Source organism: Enterobacter sp. MG-EB028 (genome assembly GCF_056673305.1).
This window is the reverse complement of sequence record NZ_CP195079.1, coordinates 2,239,581-2,256,676: the sequence shown is the minus strand read 5'-3', so window position 1 is coordinate 2,256,676 and position 17,096 is coordinate 2,239,581. Positions and strand designations below refer to the sequence as shown.

General features: G+C 54.7%; 13 protein-coding genes. 6 read left to right on the top strand and 7 right to left on the bottom strand.

The window, feature by feature from the left end:
* Nucleotides 1-72: 72 nt before the first annotated feature.
* Both tynA and ACR42C_RS10740 read left to right on the top strand, forming a co-directional pair.
* Entirely contained in the window at nt 73-2,346 is a 2,274-nt protein-coding gene (gene tynA, locus ACR42C_RS10745) for a primary-amine oxidase (protein ID WP_316379050.1), read from the top strand.
* Nucleotides 2,347-2,464: 118 nt separating this feature from the next.
* Nucleotides 2,465-3,571 (top strand): GGDEF domain-containing protein, encoded by a 1,107-nt coding sequence (locus tag ACR42C_RS10740; RefSeq protein WP_479985107.1) that lies wholly within the window; start codon nt 2,465-2,467, stop codon nt 3,569-3,571.
* Between the two features lie 99 nt (nt 3,572-3,670).
* Here ACR42C_RS10740 and ACR42C_RS10735 read toward each other — a convergent pair whose 3' ends face one another.
* A complete protein-coding gene (locus ACR42C_RS10735; protein ID WP_320719614.1) occupies nt 3,671-5,170 on the bottom strand; it encodes an aldehyde dehydrogenase family protein in 1,500 nt (499 codons plus the stop codon).
* Nucleotides 5,171-5,411: 241 nt separating this feature from the next.
* On the opposite strand from ACR42C_RS10735, the gene feaR reads away from it, so the two are divergent.
* Nucleotides 5,412-6,320 (top strand): transcriptional regulator FeaR, encoded by a 909-nt coding sequence (feaR, locus tag ACR42C_RS10730; RefSeq protein ID WP_479985190.1) that lies wholly within the window; start codon nt 5,412-5,414, stop codon nt 6,318-6,320.
* On the opposite strand, the gene ACR42C_RS10725 is transcribed toward feaR, so the two are convergent.
* The 4 genes from ACR42C_RS10725 to ACR42C_RS10710 all read right to left on the bottom strand — a co-directional run bounded on the left by ACR42C_RS10725 (nt 6,321) and on the right by ACR42C_RS10710 (nt 9,924).
* Entirely contained in the window at nt 6,321-6,638 is a 318-nt protein-coding gene (locus ACR42C_RS10725) for a YdbL family probable chaperone protein (RefSeq protein WP_316379047.1), read from the bottom strand.
* Between the two features lie 7 nt (nt 6,639-6,645).
* On the bottom strand, nt 6,646-6,837 hold the full coding sequence (locus tag ACR42C_RS10720; protein WP_045354815.1) for a YnbE family lipoprotein: 192 nt from the start codon (nt 6,835-6,837) through the stop codon (nt 6,646-6,648).
* The gene (locus tag ACR42C_RS10715) at nt 6,834-9,473 is read right to left on the bottom strand and encodes a YdbH family protein (protein WP_479985106.1); all 2,640 of its coding nucleotides are present in this window, start codon (nt 9,471-9,473) and stop codon (nt 6,834-6,836) included. Before ACR42C_RS10715 ends, ACR42C_RS10720 begins: the two co-directional genes overlap by 4 nt.
* A gap of 127 nt (nt 9,474-9,600) precedes the next feature.
* On the bottom strand, nt 9,601-9,924 hold the full coding sequence (locus ACR42C_RS10710) for a hypothetical protein (protein ID WP_316379045.1): 324 nt from the start codon (nt 9,922-9,924) through the stop codon (nt 9,601-9,603).
* A gap of 326 nt (nt 9,925-10,250) precedes the next feature.
* Here ACR42C_RS10710 and ACR42C_RS10705 point away from each other — a divergent pair, with 326 nt between their 5' ends.
* Nucleotides 10,251-11,240: a 2-hydroxyacid dehydrogenase gene (locus ACR42C_RS10705; RefSeq protein ID WP_116340177.1), complete on the top strand. Its 990-nt coding sequence runs from the start codon at nt 10,251-10,253 to the stop codon at nt 11,238-11,240.
* 18 nt (nt 11,241-11,258) lie between these two features.
* Here the strand turns inward: ACR42C_RS10705 and ACR42C_RS10700 are convergent, their stop codons facing one another.
* Nucleotides 11,259-12,467: an MFS transporter gene (locus ACR42C_RS10700; protein ID WP_479985105.1), complete on the bottom strand. Its 1,209-nt coding sequence runs from the start codon at nt 12,465-12,467 to the stop codon at nt 11,259-11,261.
* A 453-nt stretch (nt 12,468-12,920) separates the two neighbouring features.
* On the opposite strand from ACR42C_RS10700, the gene ACR42C_RS10695 reads away from it, so the two are divergent.
* Both ACR42C_RS10695 and uspF read left to right on the top strand, forming a co-directional pair.
* On the top strand, nt 12,921-13,592 hold the full coding sequence (locus tag ACR42C_RS10695; protein ID WP_116340180.1) for an MgtC family protein: 672 nt from the start codon (nt 12,921-12,923) through the stop codon (nt 13,590-13,592).
* A gap of 271 nt (nt 13,593-13,863) precedes the next feature.
* A complete protein-coding gene (gene uspF / locus ACR42C_RS10690) occupies nt 13,864-14,298 on the top strand; it encodes a universal stress protein UspF (RefSeq protein ID WP_116340182.1) in 435 nt (144 codons plus the stop codon).
* A 67-nt stretch (nt 14,299-14,365) separates the two neighbouring features.
* On the opposite strand, the gene ACR42C_RS10685 is transcribed toward uspF, so the two are convergent.
* Nucleotides 14,366-16,948, bottom strand: coding sequence for a bifunctional diguanylate cyclase/phosphodiesterase (locus ACR42C_RS10685; RefSeq protein ID WP_479985189.1), 2,583 nt, complete (start codon nt 16,946-16,948; stop codon nt 14,366-14,368).
* Nucleotides 16,949-17,096 lie beyond the last annotated feature (148 nt).

Here is a 17,096-nt window from a genome sequence, read left to right as displayed (position 1 = left end):
AAACGCTTTTCTCAGGCGCCTGTCAGGATAAGGCTGTCACAACACAATAAACACAACAAGATGAGGTCTACGATGGGAAGCATTTCTTCTTTTTCTGCCCGTAGAACGGCGCTGGCCATGGCCGTTGCGCTGTGTTGCGCCTGGCAATCCCCTGTTTTCGCCCACGGCAGCGAGGCGCATATGGTCCCGATGGACAAAACCCTGCAGGACTTTGGCGCGGACGTGCAGTGGGATGATTACGCACAGATGTTCACCATTGCGAAGGACGGCGCCTTTGTGAAGGTCAAACCAGGCGCTAAGACGGCCATCGTTAACGGTCAACCCCTCAAGCTTGAGGTGCCGGTAGTGATGAAGGGCCAAAAAGCCTTTATCTCAGAGACCTTCATCAACGATGTTTTCCAGTCTGGTCTTGACCAGACCTTCCAGGTTGAAAAACGCCCTCACCCGCTAAACGCGCTGACGGCGGACGAAATTAAGCAGGCCGTCGAGATTGTTAAAGCCTCTGCGGATTTTAAACCGAATACCCGCTTTACCCAGATTGCCCTTGCGGAACCAGAGAAGGCCAAAGTGTGGGACTTTGTCCTCAACGGTACGGCAGTGGATGCCCCTCGCCAGGCGAAAATCGTCATGCTCGACGGCAAGCACGTCATCGAAAGCGTGGTGGATCTGAAGGATAAAAAAATCCTGCATTGGGAACCGGTGAAAGACGCGCACGGCATGGTGCTGCTGGATGATTTCACCGCGGTTCAGCAGATCATCAACGAAAGTACAGAGTTCGCCGAGGTGCTTAAAAAACACGGCATCACCGACCCGAAAAAAGTGATTACCACGCCGCTGACCGTCGGCTATTTCGACGGAAAAGACGGCCTGAAGCAGGAAGACCGCCTGCTGAAGGTGGTGAGCTATCTGGACGTCGGCGACGGCAACTATTGGGCGCACCCGATTGAGAACCTCGTGGCAGTGGTCGATCTTGAGCAGAAAAAGATCCAGAAAATTGAAGAAGGCGCCGTTGTGCCGGTTCCGATGACTCCGCGCCCCTATGACGGCCGCGACCGTGTCGAGACGCCGAAAAAACCGCTCCACATCATTGAGCCGGAAGGCAAGAACTACACCATCACCGGCGATATGGTGCACTGGCAGAACTGGGATTTCCACCTGAGCCTCGATTCCCGCGTCGGCCCGATGATTTCAACCGTCACGTATAACGACAACGGCAAAAAGCGTCAGGTAATGTATCAGGGATCGCTCGGCGGCATGATCGTCCCTTACGGCGATCCGGACGTGGGCTGGTACTTTAAAGCCTATCTCGACTCCGGTGACTACGGCATGGGCACCCTGACCTCGCCGCTGGTGCGCGGTAAGGACGTGCCGTCCAACGCCGTGATGCTCAATGAAACCATCCCGGACTACACCGGTACGCCGATGGAGATCCCGCGCGCGATCGCCATTTTCGAACGCTACGCGGGCCCGGAATATAAGCATCAGGAGATGGGTAAGCCCAACGTCAGCGCCGAGCGCCGCGAGTTGGTGGTGCGCTGGGTCAGCACAGTGGGCAACTATGATTACATCTTCGACTGGGTGTTCCATGAAAACGGCACCATCGGCATTGATGCCGGCGCGACGGGTATCGAGGCGGTGAAAGGCGTTCAGGCGAAAACCATGCACGATGCCACCGCTAAAGATGACACCCGATACGGCACGCTGATCGACCATAACATCGTGGGCACTACTCACCAGCACATCTATAACTTCCGGCTTGATATGGACGTGGACGGCATCAACAACAAGCTGGTGGCGATGGATCCGGAAGTGAAGCCGAATACCGCCGGCGGCCCGCGCACCAGCACCATGCAGGTCAATCAGTACGATATTGATACCGAACAGCAGGCGGCGCAGAAGTTCGACCCTGGCACCATCCGCCTGCTGAGCAACACCAGCAAGGAGAACCGCATGGGCAACCCGGTCTCGTACCAGATCATCCCTTACGCGGGCGGTACCCATCCGGTGGCGACCGGCGCGAAATTTGCCCCGGACGAGTGGATCTACCATCGCCTGAGCTTTATGGACAAACAGCTTTGGGTAACCCGCTACCACCCGGATGAGCTCTACCCGGAAGGGAAATTCCCCAACCGTTCCATCCACGACACGGGCCTCGGTCAGTACAGCAAGGATAACGAGTCGCTCAACGGCCAGGATGACGTAGTCTGGATGACCACCGGTACAACCCACGTGGCGCGAGCGGAAGAGTGGCCGATCATGCCGACGGAATGGGTGCACACCCTGCTTAAACCGTGGAACTTCTTCGACGAGACGCCAACGCTTGGTAAGAAAAAAGACGAAAAATAACCACCTGCCGGGCAATAGCCCGGTTTTTTTTGCCCCAGCGTTTGAGGATCGTCCGGGCTTGCTTATAGTTACTGATATCTCACCTGAATGATTTATCCCCCGGACGGGAAAGGATTTTATGGAAAAAAGAAAAAAACCGACACTTGAACGGGCAACCTGGCCGACGCGCCATGCCATGGTCATGCACGGGCTGGCGATGAACCTGCCCTGGCTGGCCTTCGTCAACGTTAGCTTCGCCGTGATGATCCTGCTGCGCCACGTCCTGCTTAAGGCCAGCGATCCTCTTTATCCCCACTCGCCGCCGCTAACGAAAATGGTCGATGCCTCCATGCTCGGCATCATCATCCTCTCGGCTGCGCTGATCCTGATGGCCTGGCGCCGCATCGCCGGCATCAGCGTGGTGCTGTTTATCTGCAGCGCCATCTGGTCGGTCTCCTGCTTTTGGTTTATCACCCAGCTTCTGCTACCGCACGTCTGGCCGCTGTGCGTCATTTTATTGCTCGCCGGCTTAACGGCGCTCTATTTTTACCCCGAGGGGCTGCTCGCCTTCGTGCTCCCGCTCTGGATCACCCTGCCGATAGCGAGTTGGGTACTTAATGATGGCCTTAATCTTCATTTCGTTATCATCTGGAGCGTTTTTTCGCTGATCCTGATCTGCGGGCGTTTCATCCTGCTGAGCTGGTTTGACGAGGCCTGGCGACGTAACCAGCAAAACCAGCTGCTGATCTCACGACTGGATGCGCTGGCGCATCAGGATCCGTTAACCACAACCGCCAATCGCCGGAGGATGGAAGTGGTGCTGGAGAACGCGGTTGAGCAGAAGAAACCATTCTCACTGATTATGCTGGATATCGACTATTTCAAGCGCTACAACGACACCTACGGGCATCAGGCGGGTGACGACTGTCTGACGCGCGTGGCGCGGGTGCTGAAGCAGTCGGTGCGGATGCCTGACGATGTTGTGTCACGCTACGGCGGCGAGGAGTTCGTGGTGATCCTGTTTAACTGCCCGGAAAACATCGCTGAAAAAGTGGCCTTACGCATTCAGGACGGCCTTCGCGCGGAGTCCATACCGCACAGCGCTTCGACCGTTAGCGAGCATGTCACCGTGAGCATGGGGATTGCGGGCATGGTGGAGGGCTTAGCCGGCACCGAGATCATTGCTCGCGCCGATGCGGCGCTGTACCGGGCGAAGGAGGCCGGGCGGGATCGGTGGTCGCTTTGAATAACGCCGGGTGCGGCCTGATGCCCTCACCCTGACCCTCTCCCACGGGAGAGGGAACAAACACTAAAAAGGCAACCTCCCGGTTGCCTTTTGCTTTTACTAGTAGCGCACGCACACCGACTTGGTTTCACACCAGCCGTCCAGCCAGTCCGGGCCAAAATCACGTCCTGTACCGGACTGCTTCATGCCGCCGAACGGCAGGTTAGCGTCGATCAGCGTATGGCTGTTCACCCAGACGGTGCCCGCCTGCAGCCTGTCGGTATACGCCAGCGCCTTGCTGATATTCTGCGTCCAGACGCTGGCGGTCAGGCCATATTCGGTGTCGTTTGCCAGCTGGAGCGCCTCTTCTCCGTCGGATACCCGCACCAGGTTGACCACCGGACCAAACACCTCTTCTCGGGTTAACCGCAGCGCGGCATCCGGGTTCACCACCAGCGTCGGCGACACGTAATAGCCTTTGCCCTCCGGGCCCCGGTTGCCGACGATCAGCTCCGCGTTGCGCGACGTCGCTTCATCGAGGAAGGTCTGCACCTTATCGCAGTGCGCGCGTGATACCAGCGGGTTGATAAAGGCCTCCGGCGACATGCCCGGCCCGACGCTCAGGGATTTCACCGCCTGCTCAAACCCGCTGACCAGCGTGTCGAACAGCGGCGCTTCAATATAGATGCGCGAGCTCGCCGCGCATACCTGCCCCTGGTTCAGGAAGCTGCCGGTCATTAACCCTTCTATCACCCACGCCGGATCCGCATCCTTCAGCACGATGGCCGGGTTTTTCCCACCCAGCTCCAGGGTTACTCCGGTTAGCGTGTCCGCCGCCGCGCGGGCGATTTGCTTACCCGTCGCCGTTGAGCCGGTAAAGCTCACCTTTGCAATATGCGGATGCGAGGTCAGCGCTGCGCCGCACACCGCGCCGCTCCCGGTTACCACGTTGAAGACCCCGTCCGGGATACCCGCTTCGCTTGCCAGCTCGGCCACGCGCAGCAGTGTCAGCGGCGTGGTTTCCGACGGCTTGATGACAATAGAGCAGCCCGCGGCCAGCGCAGGCATCACTTTCCACATTCCGATCATCAGCGGGAAGTTCCAGGGCACAATCCCGGCCACCACGCCAACCGGCTCCTTACGCGTCCACGCCTGATAGCGCGCCCCCTGCGGCAGCGGGATGGAGAGATCGAGGGTTTTGCCCGCAATTTTGGTGGTCAGCCCGGCGGTATAGCGCATCCAGTTGAGGGTGCAGCCGACTTCAAAGGCCCGGGAGATGTTAATCGATTTGCCCTGTTCCAGCGTTTCAAGCTGGGCCAGCTCCTCGCCGTGCTGTTCGACGAGATCGGCGAAATGAAGCAGGATCCGCTCGCGCTCCGCCGGTAACTTTCCGGCCCAGGAGCGGGCGACAAACGCGCGCCAACCGGACATAACGGCCCGGTCAACGTCATCGACGCTGGCATCGGCGGTCGAGGCAATCACCTCGCCCGTGGCCGGGTTGTAGACGTTCAGCCGCTTTTCGCTGTCCGACGCGGCCTGACGCCCTTCAATCCACAGGCCGTGGTGTCGGTCTAAAAACTGCTGCACGGCAGGCAGAATGGCCACCAGTGATTCAGACATAGGATACTCCTTCGTTGTTATTCTCAGGGTGTTCATCCAGTCTACGTGCGGTTTTGCATTCTCGCTTTTGTCTCTGTGACATTCGCTTTGCCACCTGTGACAGGTGCCGCAATTCGCGATAATCGTCGCTTATATCGCTGTTACCGGAGAGTGTTCTTTCCTATAGTCAGCCTCATAGCTCTGACAAAATGCAACACAAATGCAACAATGCGAAAACGTTGACGGTGCGGCGAGAGAAACGATGGCGTGTGCAAGTGAGCAGGAACAGTATCAGCAGTGGCTGGCGCAAATTAACCAGGTTTGCGGCCGTTTTAACGCGCAGCCCACCGAAGGCAAATTCTTCGGCGAGCTGGAGACCAGCTACGCGCGCAGCCTGAAGCTCAGTACCGTTACCGCAGGCGGCGTTAACCTGTTCCGCTCCCGCCAGGAGATTACACAGAGTAACGATGCCTGGTTCTATACCGTGTTCCAGCTTGAGGGTAGTGCGCAAATTGAGCAGGATGAGCGTCGCGCGGTGCTCAGAACCGGCGATATTACGCTGATTGACGCCGCTCGCCCCTGCTCGATCAACTGGCAGGAAAAGTCCCGCCAGATTTCGCTGCTGGTTCCCCGTCAGATTATTGAGCAGCAGTGTCGCTTCCAGGAGATAAGCTGCGCAACCGCCCTTTCCCGCTCGTTGCCCACGGTACAGCTGAGCCATCGCCTGCTGATGGAGAGCATGAGCAATGCCGACCTGAGTGACCGGGAGAGCGAAGCGGCGCTCGAAGCGATGATCTGCCTGCTGCGCCCCGCTTTCCAACAGCGCGAAATCATTCAGCCGCGCAAGGAGCGCCAGTTCCAGCATGTGGTGGCGCTGATTGACGACCATATTCAGTCTGAATCGCTGCGCCCGGAATGGATTGCCGCCGAGAGCGGAATGTCCGTGCGCAGCCTGTACCGCATGTTTGCCGAAAAGGGGCTGGTGGTGGCGCAGTACATTAAAAACCGTCGTCTGGATCTCTGCGCGCAGGCATTGCAGTCAACCGGCGATGACGAAAAGCTGGCGGGCATTGGCTTCAGCTGGGGATTCACCGACCATAGCCACTTTTCAACGGCGTTTAAACAGCGTTTTGGCGTCTCGCCGGGTGAATATCGCAGGCGCTACCGCTAGCTATTTTTTCAGCCACTTACCGTTAATGCCCTTCACATACTCGCCCGGCTGCGCGCGGGCTACCAGCTTTTGCCCCGCCATTTTCGCCACTTCATCAACCGGTAAATTGTTGCTGTCGGCGAGCTTCTGATAGCTCTCCGTGCGCGCCGCGTTAATGCGATTTACCAGTTCCAGCGTTTCGGCATCCTGCTGGATCGGAGCAAGATAACCGCTCAGGGTTTCCCCCACGCGCCCCTGCGAGCGGGCATCGTTTAAGGTCAGCGCAGCCGCCTGCACGTTCATCCCCAGTGCCAGTAAAATCAGAGCTACTCGTTTCATGGCGTCCTCAGAACAGATCGCTGCGCGATTTCAGCAGGGTTTCAACGTCTTTATCGACCTTAATATGGATCTCGTGTTCGATTTTGACATTCATGTTGATGGTAATCGGCTCCTTTGGCGCAGCGACTTCAATGCGCGGCGTACAGCCGGTCAGTAGCGCGGCAACGGCAACGGTGAGCGCACCAGCCATCTTTTTCATTGTTGTTCCTCACTTTCCTTGCCGGTCGAACTGCGGGGAGCAGGTATCACCGCATGTTGCTCAAACCAGGTTTGCAGGTTGTCTCCAAAACGCAGGCTGCGCCAGAGGGTAAAAACATTCTCGTCATGGGTATAGTTCAGATTGACGGAGCTGCTTTTGCCGTCCACCCGGCTGGTCCCTTTGATGGTCGCCTGCATGGTTAATTCACCCAGGTTATCTAAATTGATTCTCGTCCACGAACGCGAAATTTCCATATATCGGAGCCAGTTAATCGCCGCGCCCGCCACCATATTATCTTTCACGATGGCGTCGGCCGTATCTTTGTCGATGCGTAGCGTCATTGGCCCAGGGTTGGTCAGCCAGCCATCTTTAATAATCCATTTTTCATTGTCCAGCCAGAACGGCAGCGCCCCGCTCACCGGACCCGACAGGGTAAACTGCTTCGGGTTGACAGCGCTAATGAGCTCGCTTGAGGAGATATTGTCCACGCGCAGCAGGGCCGGATCGTGCTGCGGCATCCGCAGCTGCTGCATGGTGATTTTCCCGCCGAGCATTTCCACCTTGACGTTGGTGAGCAGCAGCGGGTTGGCCTCCGTCCAGGGATAATCCCCCTGTAGATCGGCGGTTATGTTGCGCGCGGTCACCAGGTTTTCCACTTCGCCAATGCGCAACGTGACCGGGCCGCGGGTACCCAGGGACCAGGTTCCCTCGCTGAAGCGGAACGGCAGCACAAAATCGACGCCGTTGATCTGGTTATCCGGCATCCAGGCGCTACCGGATTTCAGCACGCCGTGCCCGCCCGCCTCAAAGCCCTGATCGGGGGCCGCAGAGAAGGCAACCTGCGCATAAAGTTCCCCGTCACGCAGCGTCATTTTCCAGTCCGGCGGGACCAGCGGCTGGAAGACGGTGAGCGACTGTTTCGGCCACCAGGCCTGTCCGCGAAGGCGCTCCCCATCCCAACGACCGTTCACCTGCACCGGGCCGATGGCGTCCGCATGCAGGTTACCCTTAAACTGAAAAATGGTTGGGTCGGTGCCGTCGACGCTGAAGGTCAGGACCGACGGCGGCAAAACGCTGCCGCCGGAGAAACGGGTTTGCCCGGCATTGAGCGACAGCGCGCCGCTGAAGGTAGGCTTTTCGGGATCGCGGACCCAGCGCACCGGTTGCTCCAGCGCCAGGCGCGGCTTGCTGACGTCCATCGTGCCGTACTGGAGCTTGTCAAAACCGGTGGAAAGCGCCGTCAGCTCAATGAGGTTGTCGCGCCACTCGCCTTTCCCGGCGACATCCCAGCGGGCATTCATTGGCGTAAAATGCCCTTTGCCCCAGTAGCGCCACTGCCACAGGCCGTTGTCAGGGAGAAAATCGTTGGCTTGGCCGTCCAGGTGGAGTTCAAAATCCCCCATCTCGTTTTCATGGGCGCGCAGAATAGCCTGCAGACGACCGTCGACACCCTTCTGCGTGAGCTTCACGCCCGCCAGCGGCCAGCGGATTTCATCGATATCTAGCGAGTCAATGATGCGCCCGCGCGAGCGAAGCAGCGCGCCCGGCGCAAAGGCCAGCTGCGGTTCATACAGGCTGCCGGTCAGTTTTGCCGGCAATCTGGCGTAAAGAATGAGATCGTTTTGCTTCGCCTCGCCGCTGAGATGCAGTGGCATGTCGCTGTTTTCCATGCTGAGCCTGCCGGGCCCAATATTCAGTACCGCGTTGCCTTTCCCCGCGTCGCCGTGGGTAAGCACATTCAGACGTCCGGTCAGGGTGGCTTTCTCCAGCCCCTGCTGCCAGTTGTAGGCGCGAAGGGAAACCCGGCCGCTCGCTGGCATACCGGAGAGATCCCAGTTCCAGCGCCCGTCGCTGATGTTCAGCTGTTCCGCGGTGATCTGCCACGGCAGATCGAGCAGCGGCTCGGGGTTGTCTCGCGCCATGACCACCAGCTGCCCCTGATTGTCTTCCCAGTCCAGATCGGCATCGACCAGAGACGTTAGCTGAGGCACGTTAAAGGTCGCCACCGCGTGGCCTTTCACCGGCACGCCATCCGGTACCAGCGGCAAGGTAAACTCGCCCACCAGCTTAATCGGCTGCGGCTGGTCCGGGAGCTGAACATTAAACTGGCTGACCGATAGCGTCTGGCCGCGAAGCGTGCCTTTAATGCTGACCTGCTCGCCTTTATAGGCGATCTCCTGAATGGACGGAGTCAGCGACGCATGCAGCTCGCCCTGCCACTGTTGCCAGGGCGAGAGCGTCAGACGGTGAATGGTGAGCCAGGTATTCGGTAACACCGCCTGCCACTGGGCCAGCGTTTTTGGTGCTACCGTGGACGGGGCTGACTGAGGAATCTTGCTCAGACAGACGGCGTTAAGATCCAGCGAGCCGACATCCAGTTTCCAGCGGCTCGGATGTGACAGCGTCACGTTATCGATACGGGCAATTTCGCAGTCTTCAACCAGATAGCGAAGATCGGGGATCACCAGCGCATGGCGGGTAAGTTTTGGACTCTCTTCAAAAGCGATGCGCGTTCCGACGGGAAGCCAGATCCCGGCGAGCGTCGGCACCCACTGGGCGAGCGTCATCAGCAGCGTCAGCGGCACCAAAATTAACAGCAGTAAAACCGCAATGGCGGCTTTGTATTTACCCTTCATGGGCAGTTAATATCCTGATTTTTCGAAAGAATTAAGCCGGCAATGCCGAATATTGTCGCATGTTTAGCGGGTCAGTTGAAGCCAAAGCCAGATTTAAGGATAGATGTTGTAACGTTAAGTTGCGAAACTAGGGCCTGTTCCGAGGCATCGCCAGAAGGTAAAGCATGGCGAATATCAACGACCCCCAAAACACCGAGTCGTAACGCCAGGGATCAAAATCAATATGTAAGAAACCGCTAACAAACTCATAGCCGTTGGCAAAAACGTTAATTTGAATGGCAGCAATGGCTATCACAAAAAGCGTATAGGCAATGAGCAGAGGATATTTACGCAGCCTGTTGACCTTGAGTTTCCCCATCAACAGTAAGAATAAAACCGCAATAGATACAACAAAATAGTACAAAGCGGGCAGCATCGGCGGAGATAAGGACAACTCCAATTGTTGCGACATGCATCATTCTCCATATTTGTCAGAAACTCACCCGGTTCCTAATATCTTTCCATCGCATCCGGAGGCATTGCAGTTTTCACACCCTCTTGCCATTCTTTAACGTAATCCAGACAGGCGTTTCTCGCATCCTCTACCCACTCCATTTTCCGCTACATGCCCTGCTCAGATTCGCGCCGAAGATTTCTCGTAGTAAGAATATCATGGAGTTAGGGTGTACATATGCTCTAGAATAATTGATAGAACTTATTGAATTCAATAATATTTTATAAATTGTAAGATAATTTTAATCATGCTAACGTGAATGCAAAATCACTGGAGAAAGTCTTATGAAACTCGCGGTATATAGCACAAAGCAGTACGACAAAAAGTATCTGCAACATGTTAACGAGGCTTACGGGTTTGAGCTTGAATTTTTCGACTTTCTGCTGTCCGAAAAAACCGCCAAAACGGCGCACGGCTGTGAAGGCGTCTGCATTTTTGTTAACGACGACGGCAGTCGTCCGGTGCTGGAAGAGTTGAAAAAACAGGGGGTGAAGTACATCGCCCTGCGCTGCGCGGGCTTTAATAACGTGGACCTCGACGCGGCGAAAGAGCTGGGTCTGAGAGTGGTGCGCGTTCCTGCATACTCCCCGGAAGCCGTCGCGGAACACGCTATTGGCATGATGATGTCGCTCAACCGTCGTATTCATCGCGCTTATCAGCGCACCCGTGACGCCAACTTCTCTCTGGAAGGGCTGACCGGCTTTACCATGTACGGCAAAACCGCGGGCGTGATCGGCACCGGAAAAATCGGCGTCGCCGCTCTACGCATTCTGAAAGGCTTCGGCATGCGTCTGCTGGCATTCGATCCGTACCCAAGCGCCGCGGCGCTGGAGCTGGGCGTGGAGTACGTTGACCTGGCGACCCTGTTCTCGCAGTCAGACGTGATCTCCCTGCACTGCCCGCTGACGCCGGAAAACTACCACCTGCTTAACCAGGCGGCGTTTGACCAGATGAAAGACGGCGTGATGATCATCAACACCAGCCGCGGCGGTCTGGTTGACTCTCAGGCCGCTATCGAAGCGCTGAAAACCCAGAAAATTGGCGCGCTGGGGATGGACGTCTATGAGAACGAGCGCGATCTGTTCTTTGAAGATAAGTCCAACGATGTGATCCAGGACGACGTGTTCCGCCGCCTGTCTGCCTGTCATAACGTCCTGTTTACAGGCCACCAGGCGTTTCTGACTGCCGAAGCGCTGATCAGCATTTCAGAAACCACGCTGGGCAACCTGCAGCAGCTGGAAAAGGGCGAAACCTGCCCTAACGAACTGGTTTAACGTGACCCCGGGTGGCGGCTATGCCCCACCCGGCGTACTGTCTGTTTCCCAGGTCCGGTGCGCAAAGCACCACCAAAGCAGGACGGCCACCAGCGCAATCGCGCTCAGCACGCTGAACGCCGTCGCAAAGGAGTAGTGACCGGCAATTGTGCCGGTTAACGCCGGGCTCATGGATGCGCCAACGCCCTGCATCAGCATCACCACGCTCTGTCCGGCATTGACGTGCCCGCTCCCGCGCAACAGCACCACGATAAACGACGGCACCACCACCCCCAGGATCCCTGCGGCCAGCCCGTCGAGAATTTGTACCGGGATCATCATTAACGGCGCGTCCGTACTTGCTGCCAGCGCCGCGCGCACCGGCATAACCAGCAGCGCCAGCATAATTAAGCGCCAGTAGCCGTAGCGGTCTATTCGGTGGGCGACCCAGATGGCAACGGGGATCATCACCGCCTGAGAGATGATGACGGTGCCCGCCGCGTACAGGCCGGGGTTGATCGAGGCGGGTGCCGCGGCCACCCTCATGCTCAGCATCGGCAGCAGCGCGGCGTTCGCCAGGTGGAACAGCAGCAGCGTCAGCCCGGTCACAAACAGCGCCCGGTTTTTAATCAGCACCGCGAAGCCGGGGACAGGCACGCTTCCTGAGGATGAAAGCCCCCGCGCCGCGTCGTTATCAATGTCCTCGTTGCGGATGGCAAGTAGCGCACAGAGCGTTAACAGCGTGGTACAGGTCATCAGCAGGAAAATCCCGCCGACGCCCCAGTACCAGGCAATGCCGCCTGCAATCAGCGCGGTAACAAAGTTGCCGCCGTGATTGAACGCCTCATTCTTGCCCATCTGTGCGCTGAACCCGCTTTGGCCGGTCAGCCCCAGCGTAATCCCGGCGACGAGCGGCCCGACAAACGCCGCACAGATGCCGGTGACCATTTGTGAGACGGCGACAACGCTGGTCTGCTGGCTAAACCAGAGCAGCAGCGTGCTCAGGGTGATCAACATGCAGAGCAGCGCCAGCAAGGCACGTTTGTTCCGTGAGGTGTCGGTGATAACCCCCGCCGGCAACGTGGCCAGTAATCCCGCCAGCCCACCTGCCGTCATCAGAAAGCCGATATCATCGGGGGTCCAGTGACGCTCAGTGAGGAAAATACCGAGAAAAGGGCCGAGGCCATCGCGGACGTCGGCAATGAAAAAACTTGTGAGGCATAACGCCCGCAGCGAACGAAGGGACATACTTCCTGCCTTTGCATATTGTCGCCTGAAAAGAACAAAACGTAGTATACCGGGTATTTTGAAGACCAGAGGAACGCTGAAAAACAATTTTCCCGATCTTAAACAAATCCTCACGGACCCTTCTTTTTCGCTTTACTCATTAATACGTCTGATTATACTGACGATAAATTCATACAGGAGCTCTTCGTTGGACAGCCATTTTATATACGATACGAAGGTAAGCTAACGCGATTTTCTCGCTGCTTACCTTAACGGTGGGCAGCAATCTCTTCCAGACGATTGCCTCCCGATACATTTACAAAGACTAAAATTGTGGGTAATCGCGATGGTCATGTTTAAACATTCCCTTTTCCCGCCGCCTTCGCCTGAAATGCTTTGCGTTTAAACGGCGTTATCGCGCGCTTTGTGAAGCGCTGACGCTTATTATTTAATACGTTAACAGGCGACAGGCTGATGTTCCCTTATATCTCTCATCTGCTCGCAGCAATGCTGCTGGGCGCAATTATTGGCGCGGAAAGACAGTGGCGCCAGCGCATGGCCGGACTTCGTACCAATGCACTGGTTGCCACGGGTGCGGCCGTGTTTATTTTAAGTTCCATATCTACGTCTTCTGATAGCCCTGGGCGCATCGCAGCGCAGATCGTCTCCGGAATAGGCTTTCTTGGCGCAGGCGTCATTATGCGTGAAGGCATGAACATTCGCGGTTTGAATACCGCCGCAACGCTGTGGTGCTCGGCCGGAATAGGCGTACTGTGCGGCTTAGGTCAATTCTGGAATGCCGCCACGGCAAGCTTAATTATTCTCAGCGCCAACATATTGCTTCGTGAAGCCGCGCAGCGAATCAATCAGCTGCCCGCGCTCCACGAAGACGAAAAATGCTATGTCCTGACTATCACCTGCAATGATGAGCATGAAGATGCAGTGCGGAATAGCATCGTAAATATGGCCAAAGAGTTGACGTTAAGTCTGAAAGCGATTTATTCCGCTACGGCGCACGCCGAGGGAAAAACCGAAATTCGGGCTGAGGTGATGACCCGTGAGGAATACCGAAAATTACTCGATCTGATTATGGGGAATATGGGCGGAAATAAAATTATCGCGTCCGTCAGCTGTCACGCAGTATAAATACTAAACCGGGCATTACGCCCGGTTCTGTTTTAGCATAATTTTACGCTACTCTGCTCGCTGCCCATAAAAAGGGACATGCGCCGATCAAGGCTGAGCGCCAGCTCGCCCATAAAGCGAGAATGTACTTAGTCACGACGAAATGCCAGGCAAGTTTGACTGCACAAATACTACAGAACAGAAATTTGTACCCGTTATGACACGTTGCTCTCTGTTTTCCTGAAATTAACGGTCTAACCTGAACTGTGTAAAAAACACTCAGGAGGGACAAATGTACAACTCTATTTTGGTTCCGATTGACATTTCCGAGGATAGCCTGACCCACATGGTTATCCCGTTCGTTCAGGCACATACAGCACTCAATACGGCCAAAGTCCATTTTCTAACTGTTATTCCCTCGCTACCCTACTATTCATCTTTAGGGTTGGCATACTCAGTGGAAATGCCGAAGATAAAAGAGTTCCAGCATGCGGCCTTAGCAAAACTGGATGAAATTGTTAAGCAGTTCAAAATTCCTCCAGACAAGATACAGACTCATGCCGTGACGGGATCCCCTAAAGATCAGATTCTTAAGCTCGCTGACACGATCGGCGCTGACCTGATTATCATCGCATCCCACAAGCCTGACATATCAACGTATCTGTTAGGCTCAAATGCTGCAGCAGTGGTGCGGCATGCGAAATGTCCGGTACTGGTCGTAAGATAGAAAACCGGGCGAGAAGCCCGGTTTTTTTTCGTTGATGCTTCCCTGAGTCAGGGCTGAAAAAACGCGTTTAAACACTCAGTACGTTCGCGTTTAAATTGAGATCGGCAATGGCAGCCGGTTTTCCAAGCAGGTAGCCCTGAACCTCATCGCACTTATTTTTTTTCAGGAACGACAGCTGTTCGATGGTTTCCACCCCTTCTGCGGTTATCTCCATCGAATAGGCTTTACCCAGATCGATAATTTTCTCGACGACCGACTGGTTCTGCGGTGAATCGCCTAAAGCAAAAATAAAGCTTTTGTCGAGCTTGAGGCCGTCAAACTGAAACTTCCGAAGATAGCTCAGAGACGCATAGCCCGTACCGAAATCATCAATCAGAATGCGCACGCCCATTTTTTTAAGGGCCTTCATGGTCAGCAGCGTTTGTTCAGGATCGGAAAGCGTGACGTTTTCAGTCACTTCAATTTCCAGACGGTTGGGCTCAAGCCCTGTTTCATGGAGGATCTCTTTTATCCGTTCAGCGAGATCGCTTGCCTGGAATTCAATAGCAGAGATGTTTACGGATACCGATAGTCCTGGTAATTTACCTTTTGTTTCTACACACGCTTTACGAATAACCCAGTTGCTGAGGCTAATAATTAATCCTGTTTCTTCAGCCAGCGGAATGAACCGATCGGGCATTATGGTTCCTCTAACCGGGTGCTGCCAGCGCACAAGCGCTTCCACGGCATCTATTCTGGAATATCTGAGGTTATAACGCGGCTGGTAGAGCAGGCAGAGCTGGTCTTCACGAATTGCCGTCTTCAGTTCTAATTCCAGCTTCCTGCGTTCGGTCAACTTTTCTGACATATCCGGACGATAATAGACCCATCTGTTTCTGCCGGATTGTTTAGCCTGATAAAGCGCAATATCCGCATAGCGTAGAAGCTCGTTTGCGCTGCTGCTATCGCGCGGAGCCAATGCAATCCCCATGCTGACGCCTATTGTTACCTCATTACCTTCAATGGAGAAAGGACGGTTAAGTTCCTGCACGATGCGTTGACACACCTCTTCAATACGATCTATTTGGCTGGTGTTGCCGAGGAGCAGCATAAATTCATCTCCTCCCTGCCGTGCAACAAAATCACCATCACGAATACAGCCCTTAAGTCGTGACGCGACTTCACCAAGCAGGGCGTCGCCCGTGGAATGCCCAAATATATCGTTGACGGGCTTAAACTTATCTAAATCGAGGCAAATCATTGCAAAGGGGCTCGCGTTGACGCCTTCTTGAGCTAACTGGCCCGCCAGAAACTCCTTGATGTGGTACCGGTTCGGGAGCCCCGTTAATTCATCATGGCGGGAGAGAAACTCCACGCGTTTTATTGCCTCTACTTCCAGAGAGACATCCGTTGCCGCCCCGCGTAAAACTACCGTTCCATCAGGCTGAGCAGAAAATTTTGCCAAAAGCGTGCAATAAGAGGTGGAGTGCTGATTATTGATATAAGGACAGTTCCTGAATTCAAAGCGTCCTGTTAATTCCCGATGGCTGACACAATCACGAAGCAGGTCTCCTGTTGAAGGAAAGAGTTCATCCAGCCTGCGACCTATCCATTTGCTGTTTTCATATCCCGTAACGGTGGAAAAGCGGCCCGATAGCCACGTTATAGTTAACGATAAATCTGTTTCCCAGAACCAGTCGCTGGTTGTTTCGCTGACATCCCTGAATCGTTTTTCACTGGTGATAAGATTCAACCGTGCCTGCTCAAGGAGAAAGGCATTTTCGTCATGAATTTTCGCCTTGTGCATAATATGACGCATAAGAATTACCGTCATCGTTATTGTAAGCAGTACGGAAAGAATAAGTAACGGCAGAAAATAGACGATCAACGCCTGGCCGGGATTTTCGCTGTCCCAGATAATCTGCACATCACCCTTCTGGGTGCTTAATGTTAATTCCGTCCGATCGTTTATTTTAGAAACCAACGCGTTGGGTAAAATACGAACATTTTTAATGGCGGCATCATGCCCCATCGTGAGAAGTTTTTTAGCCGTTAATTTATCTACAAACACCATTGCCGAAGGCCGGCCCGGTAAGGGGTGTACACTGGTATCATCGCCCGTTGTTATCCATTCAGCAGATACAATGGCAGGCATGGAATCAATTAGCGTTAGTACAGAAACCGGCAATCCCTTATTTTTGCTCAGTTCGCTGAGTAAACGGTCTTTTGTCGATGTACCTAACCAGCGCTCCAGTTCTTCCTGTTTCAGTTTCCCGTCAATCACGCTGTAGCGCGTGGTGCCTTCCGGGGAGAGGACAAACGCGCCTTCATAGCCAAAGTTTTCATACAGCGACTTGCCCAGATTCTGCTTGTCCCATGCCCAGTGCGTATCCATTTTCTGATGGAGGTGTTTGTAGGCATCGCCCCACTCTGCATAGTCTTTCAGATGACTGCGGATGCTCTCCTGGCGGGCCTCTAACGCTTTTCTTAATAAAAATTCGTCATGCTTGTCGCTGATTTCATTAACATTATTTTTTATTACCAGCAAAGACACTATTGCTGCCGCAAAAATACCGACCAGCAACGTTACAACATAGGTAAAGGTTTTATTTATCAGCCTTTTAGATTGCTCGACATCCGTAAAGCCAGAGGTGGTCAGAGGTAGGGTCATCATTCGCCTTCTTAACTGCTATAACGTCAATTTTTTCTCATCTTCATTTATCGGCATAAAAAGGGAAAAATTTACAGTGAAAAACACACCTTAAATCAGCGTTTATTTTTATAACCCGGAAAATTTTAATAAAAGGCGCTATTCGTGA

Bases quoted from the DNA above. Each gene is read 5' to 3' on its own strand.
- tynA (WP_316379050.1), top strand. From the start codon at position 73: ATGGGAAGCATTTCTTCTTTTTCTGCCCGTAGAACGGCGCTGGCCATG.
- ACR42C_RS10740 (WP_479985107.1), top strand. From the start codon at position 2,465: ATGGAAAAAAGAAAAAAACCGACACTTGAACGGGCAACCTGGCCGACG.
- ACR42C_RS10735 (WP_320719614.1), bottom strand. From the start codon at position 5,170: ATGTCTGAATCACTGGTGGCCATTCTGCCTGCCGTGCAGCAGTTTTTA.
- feaR (WP_479985190.1), top strand. From the start codon at position 5,412: ATGGCGTGTGCAAGTGAGCAGGAACAGTATCAGCAGTGGCTGGCGCAA.
- ACR42C_RS10725 (WP_316379047.1), bottom strand. From the start codon at position 6,638: ATGAAACGAGTAGCTCTGATTTTACTGGCACTGGGGATGAACGTGCAG.
- ACR42C_RS10720 (WP_045354815.1), bottom strand. From the start codon at position 6,837: ATGAAAAAGATGGCTGGTGCGCTCACCGTTGCCGTTGCCGCGCTACTG.
- ACR42C_RS10715 (WP_479985106.1), bottom strand. From the start codon at position 9,473: ATGAAGGGTAAATACAAAGCCGCCATTGCGGTTTTACTGCTGTTAATT.
- ACR42C_RS10710 (WP_316379045.1), bottom strand. From the start codon at position 9,924: ATGTCGCAACAATTGGAGTTGTCCTTATCTCCGCCGATGCTGCCCGCT.
- ACR42C_RS10705 (WP_116340177.1), top strand. From the start codon at position 10,251: ATGAAACTCGCGGTATATAGCACAAAGCAGTACGACAAAAAGTATCTG.
- ACR42C_RS10700 (WP_479985105.1), bottom strand. From the start codon at position 12,467: ATGTCCCTTCGTTCGCTGCGGGCGTTATGCCTCACAAGTTTTTTCATT.
- ACR42C_RS10695 (WP_116340180.1), top strand. From the start codon at position 12,921: ATGTTCCCTTATATCTCTCATCTGCTCGCAGCAATGCTGCTGGGCGCA.
- uspF (WP_116340182.1), top strand. From the start codon at position 13,864: ATGTACAACTCTATTTTGGTTCCGATTGACATTTCCGAGGATAGCCTG.
- ACR42C_RS10685 (WP_479985189.1), bottom strand. From the start codon at position 16,948: ATGACCCTACCTCTGACCACCTCTGGCTTTACGGATGTCGAGCAATCT.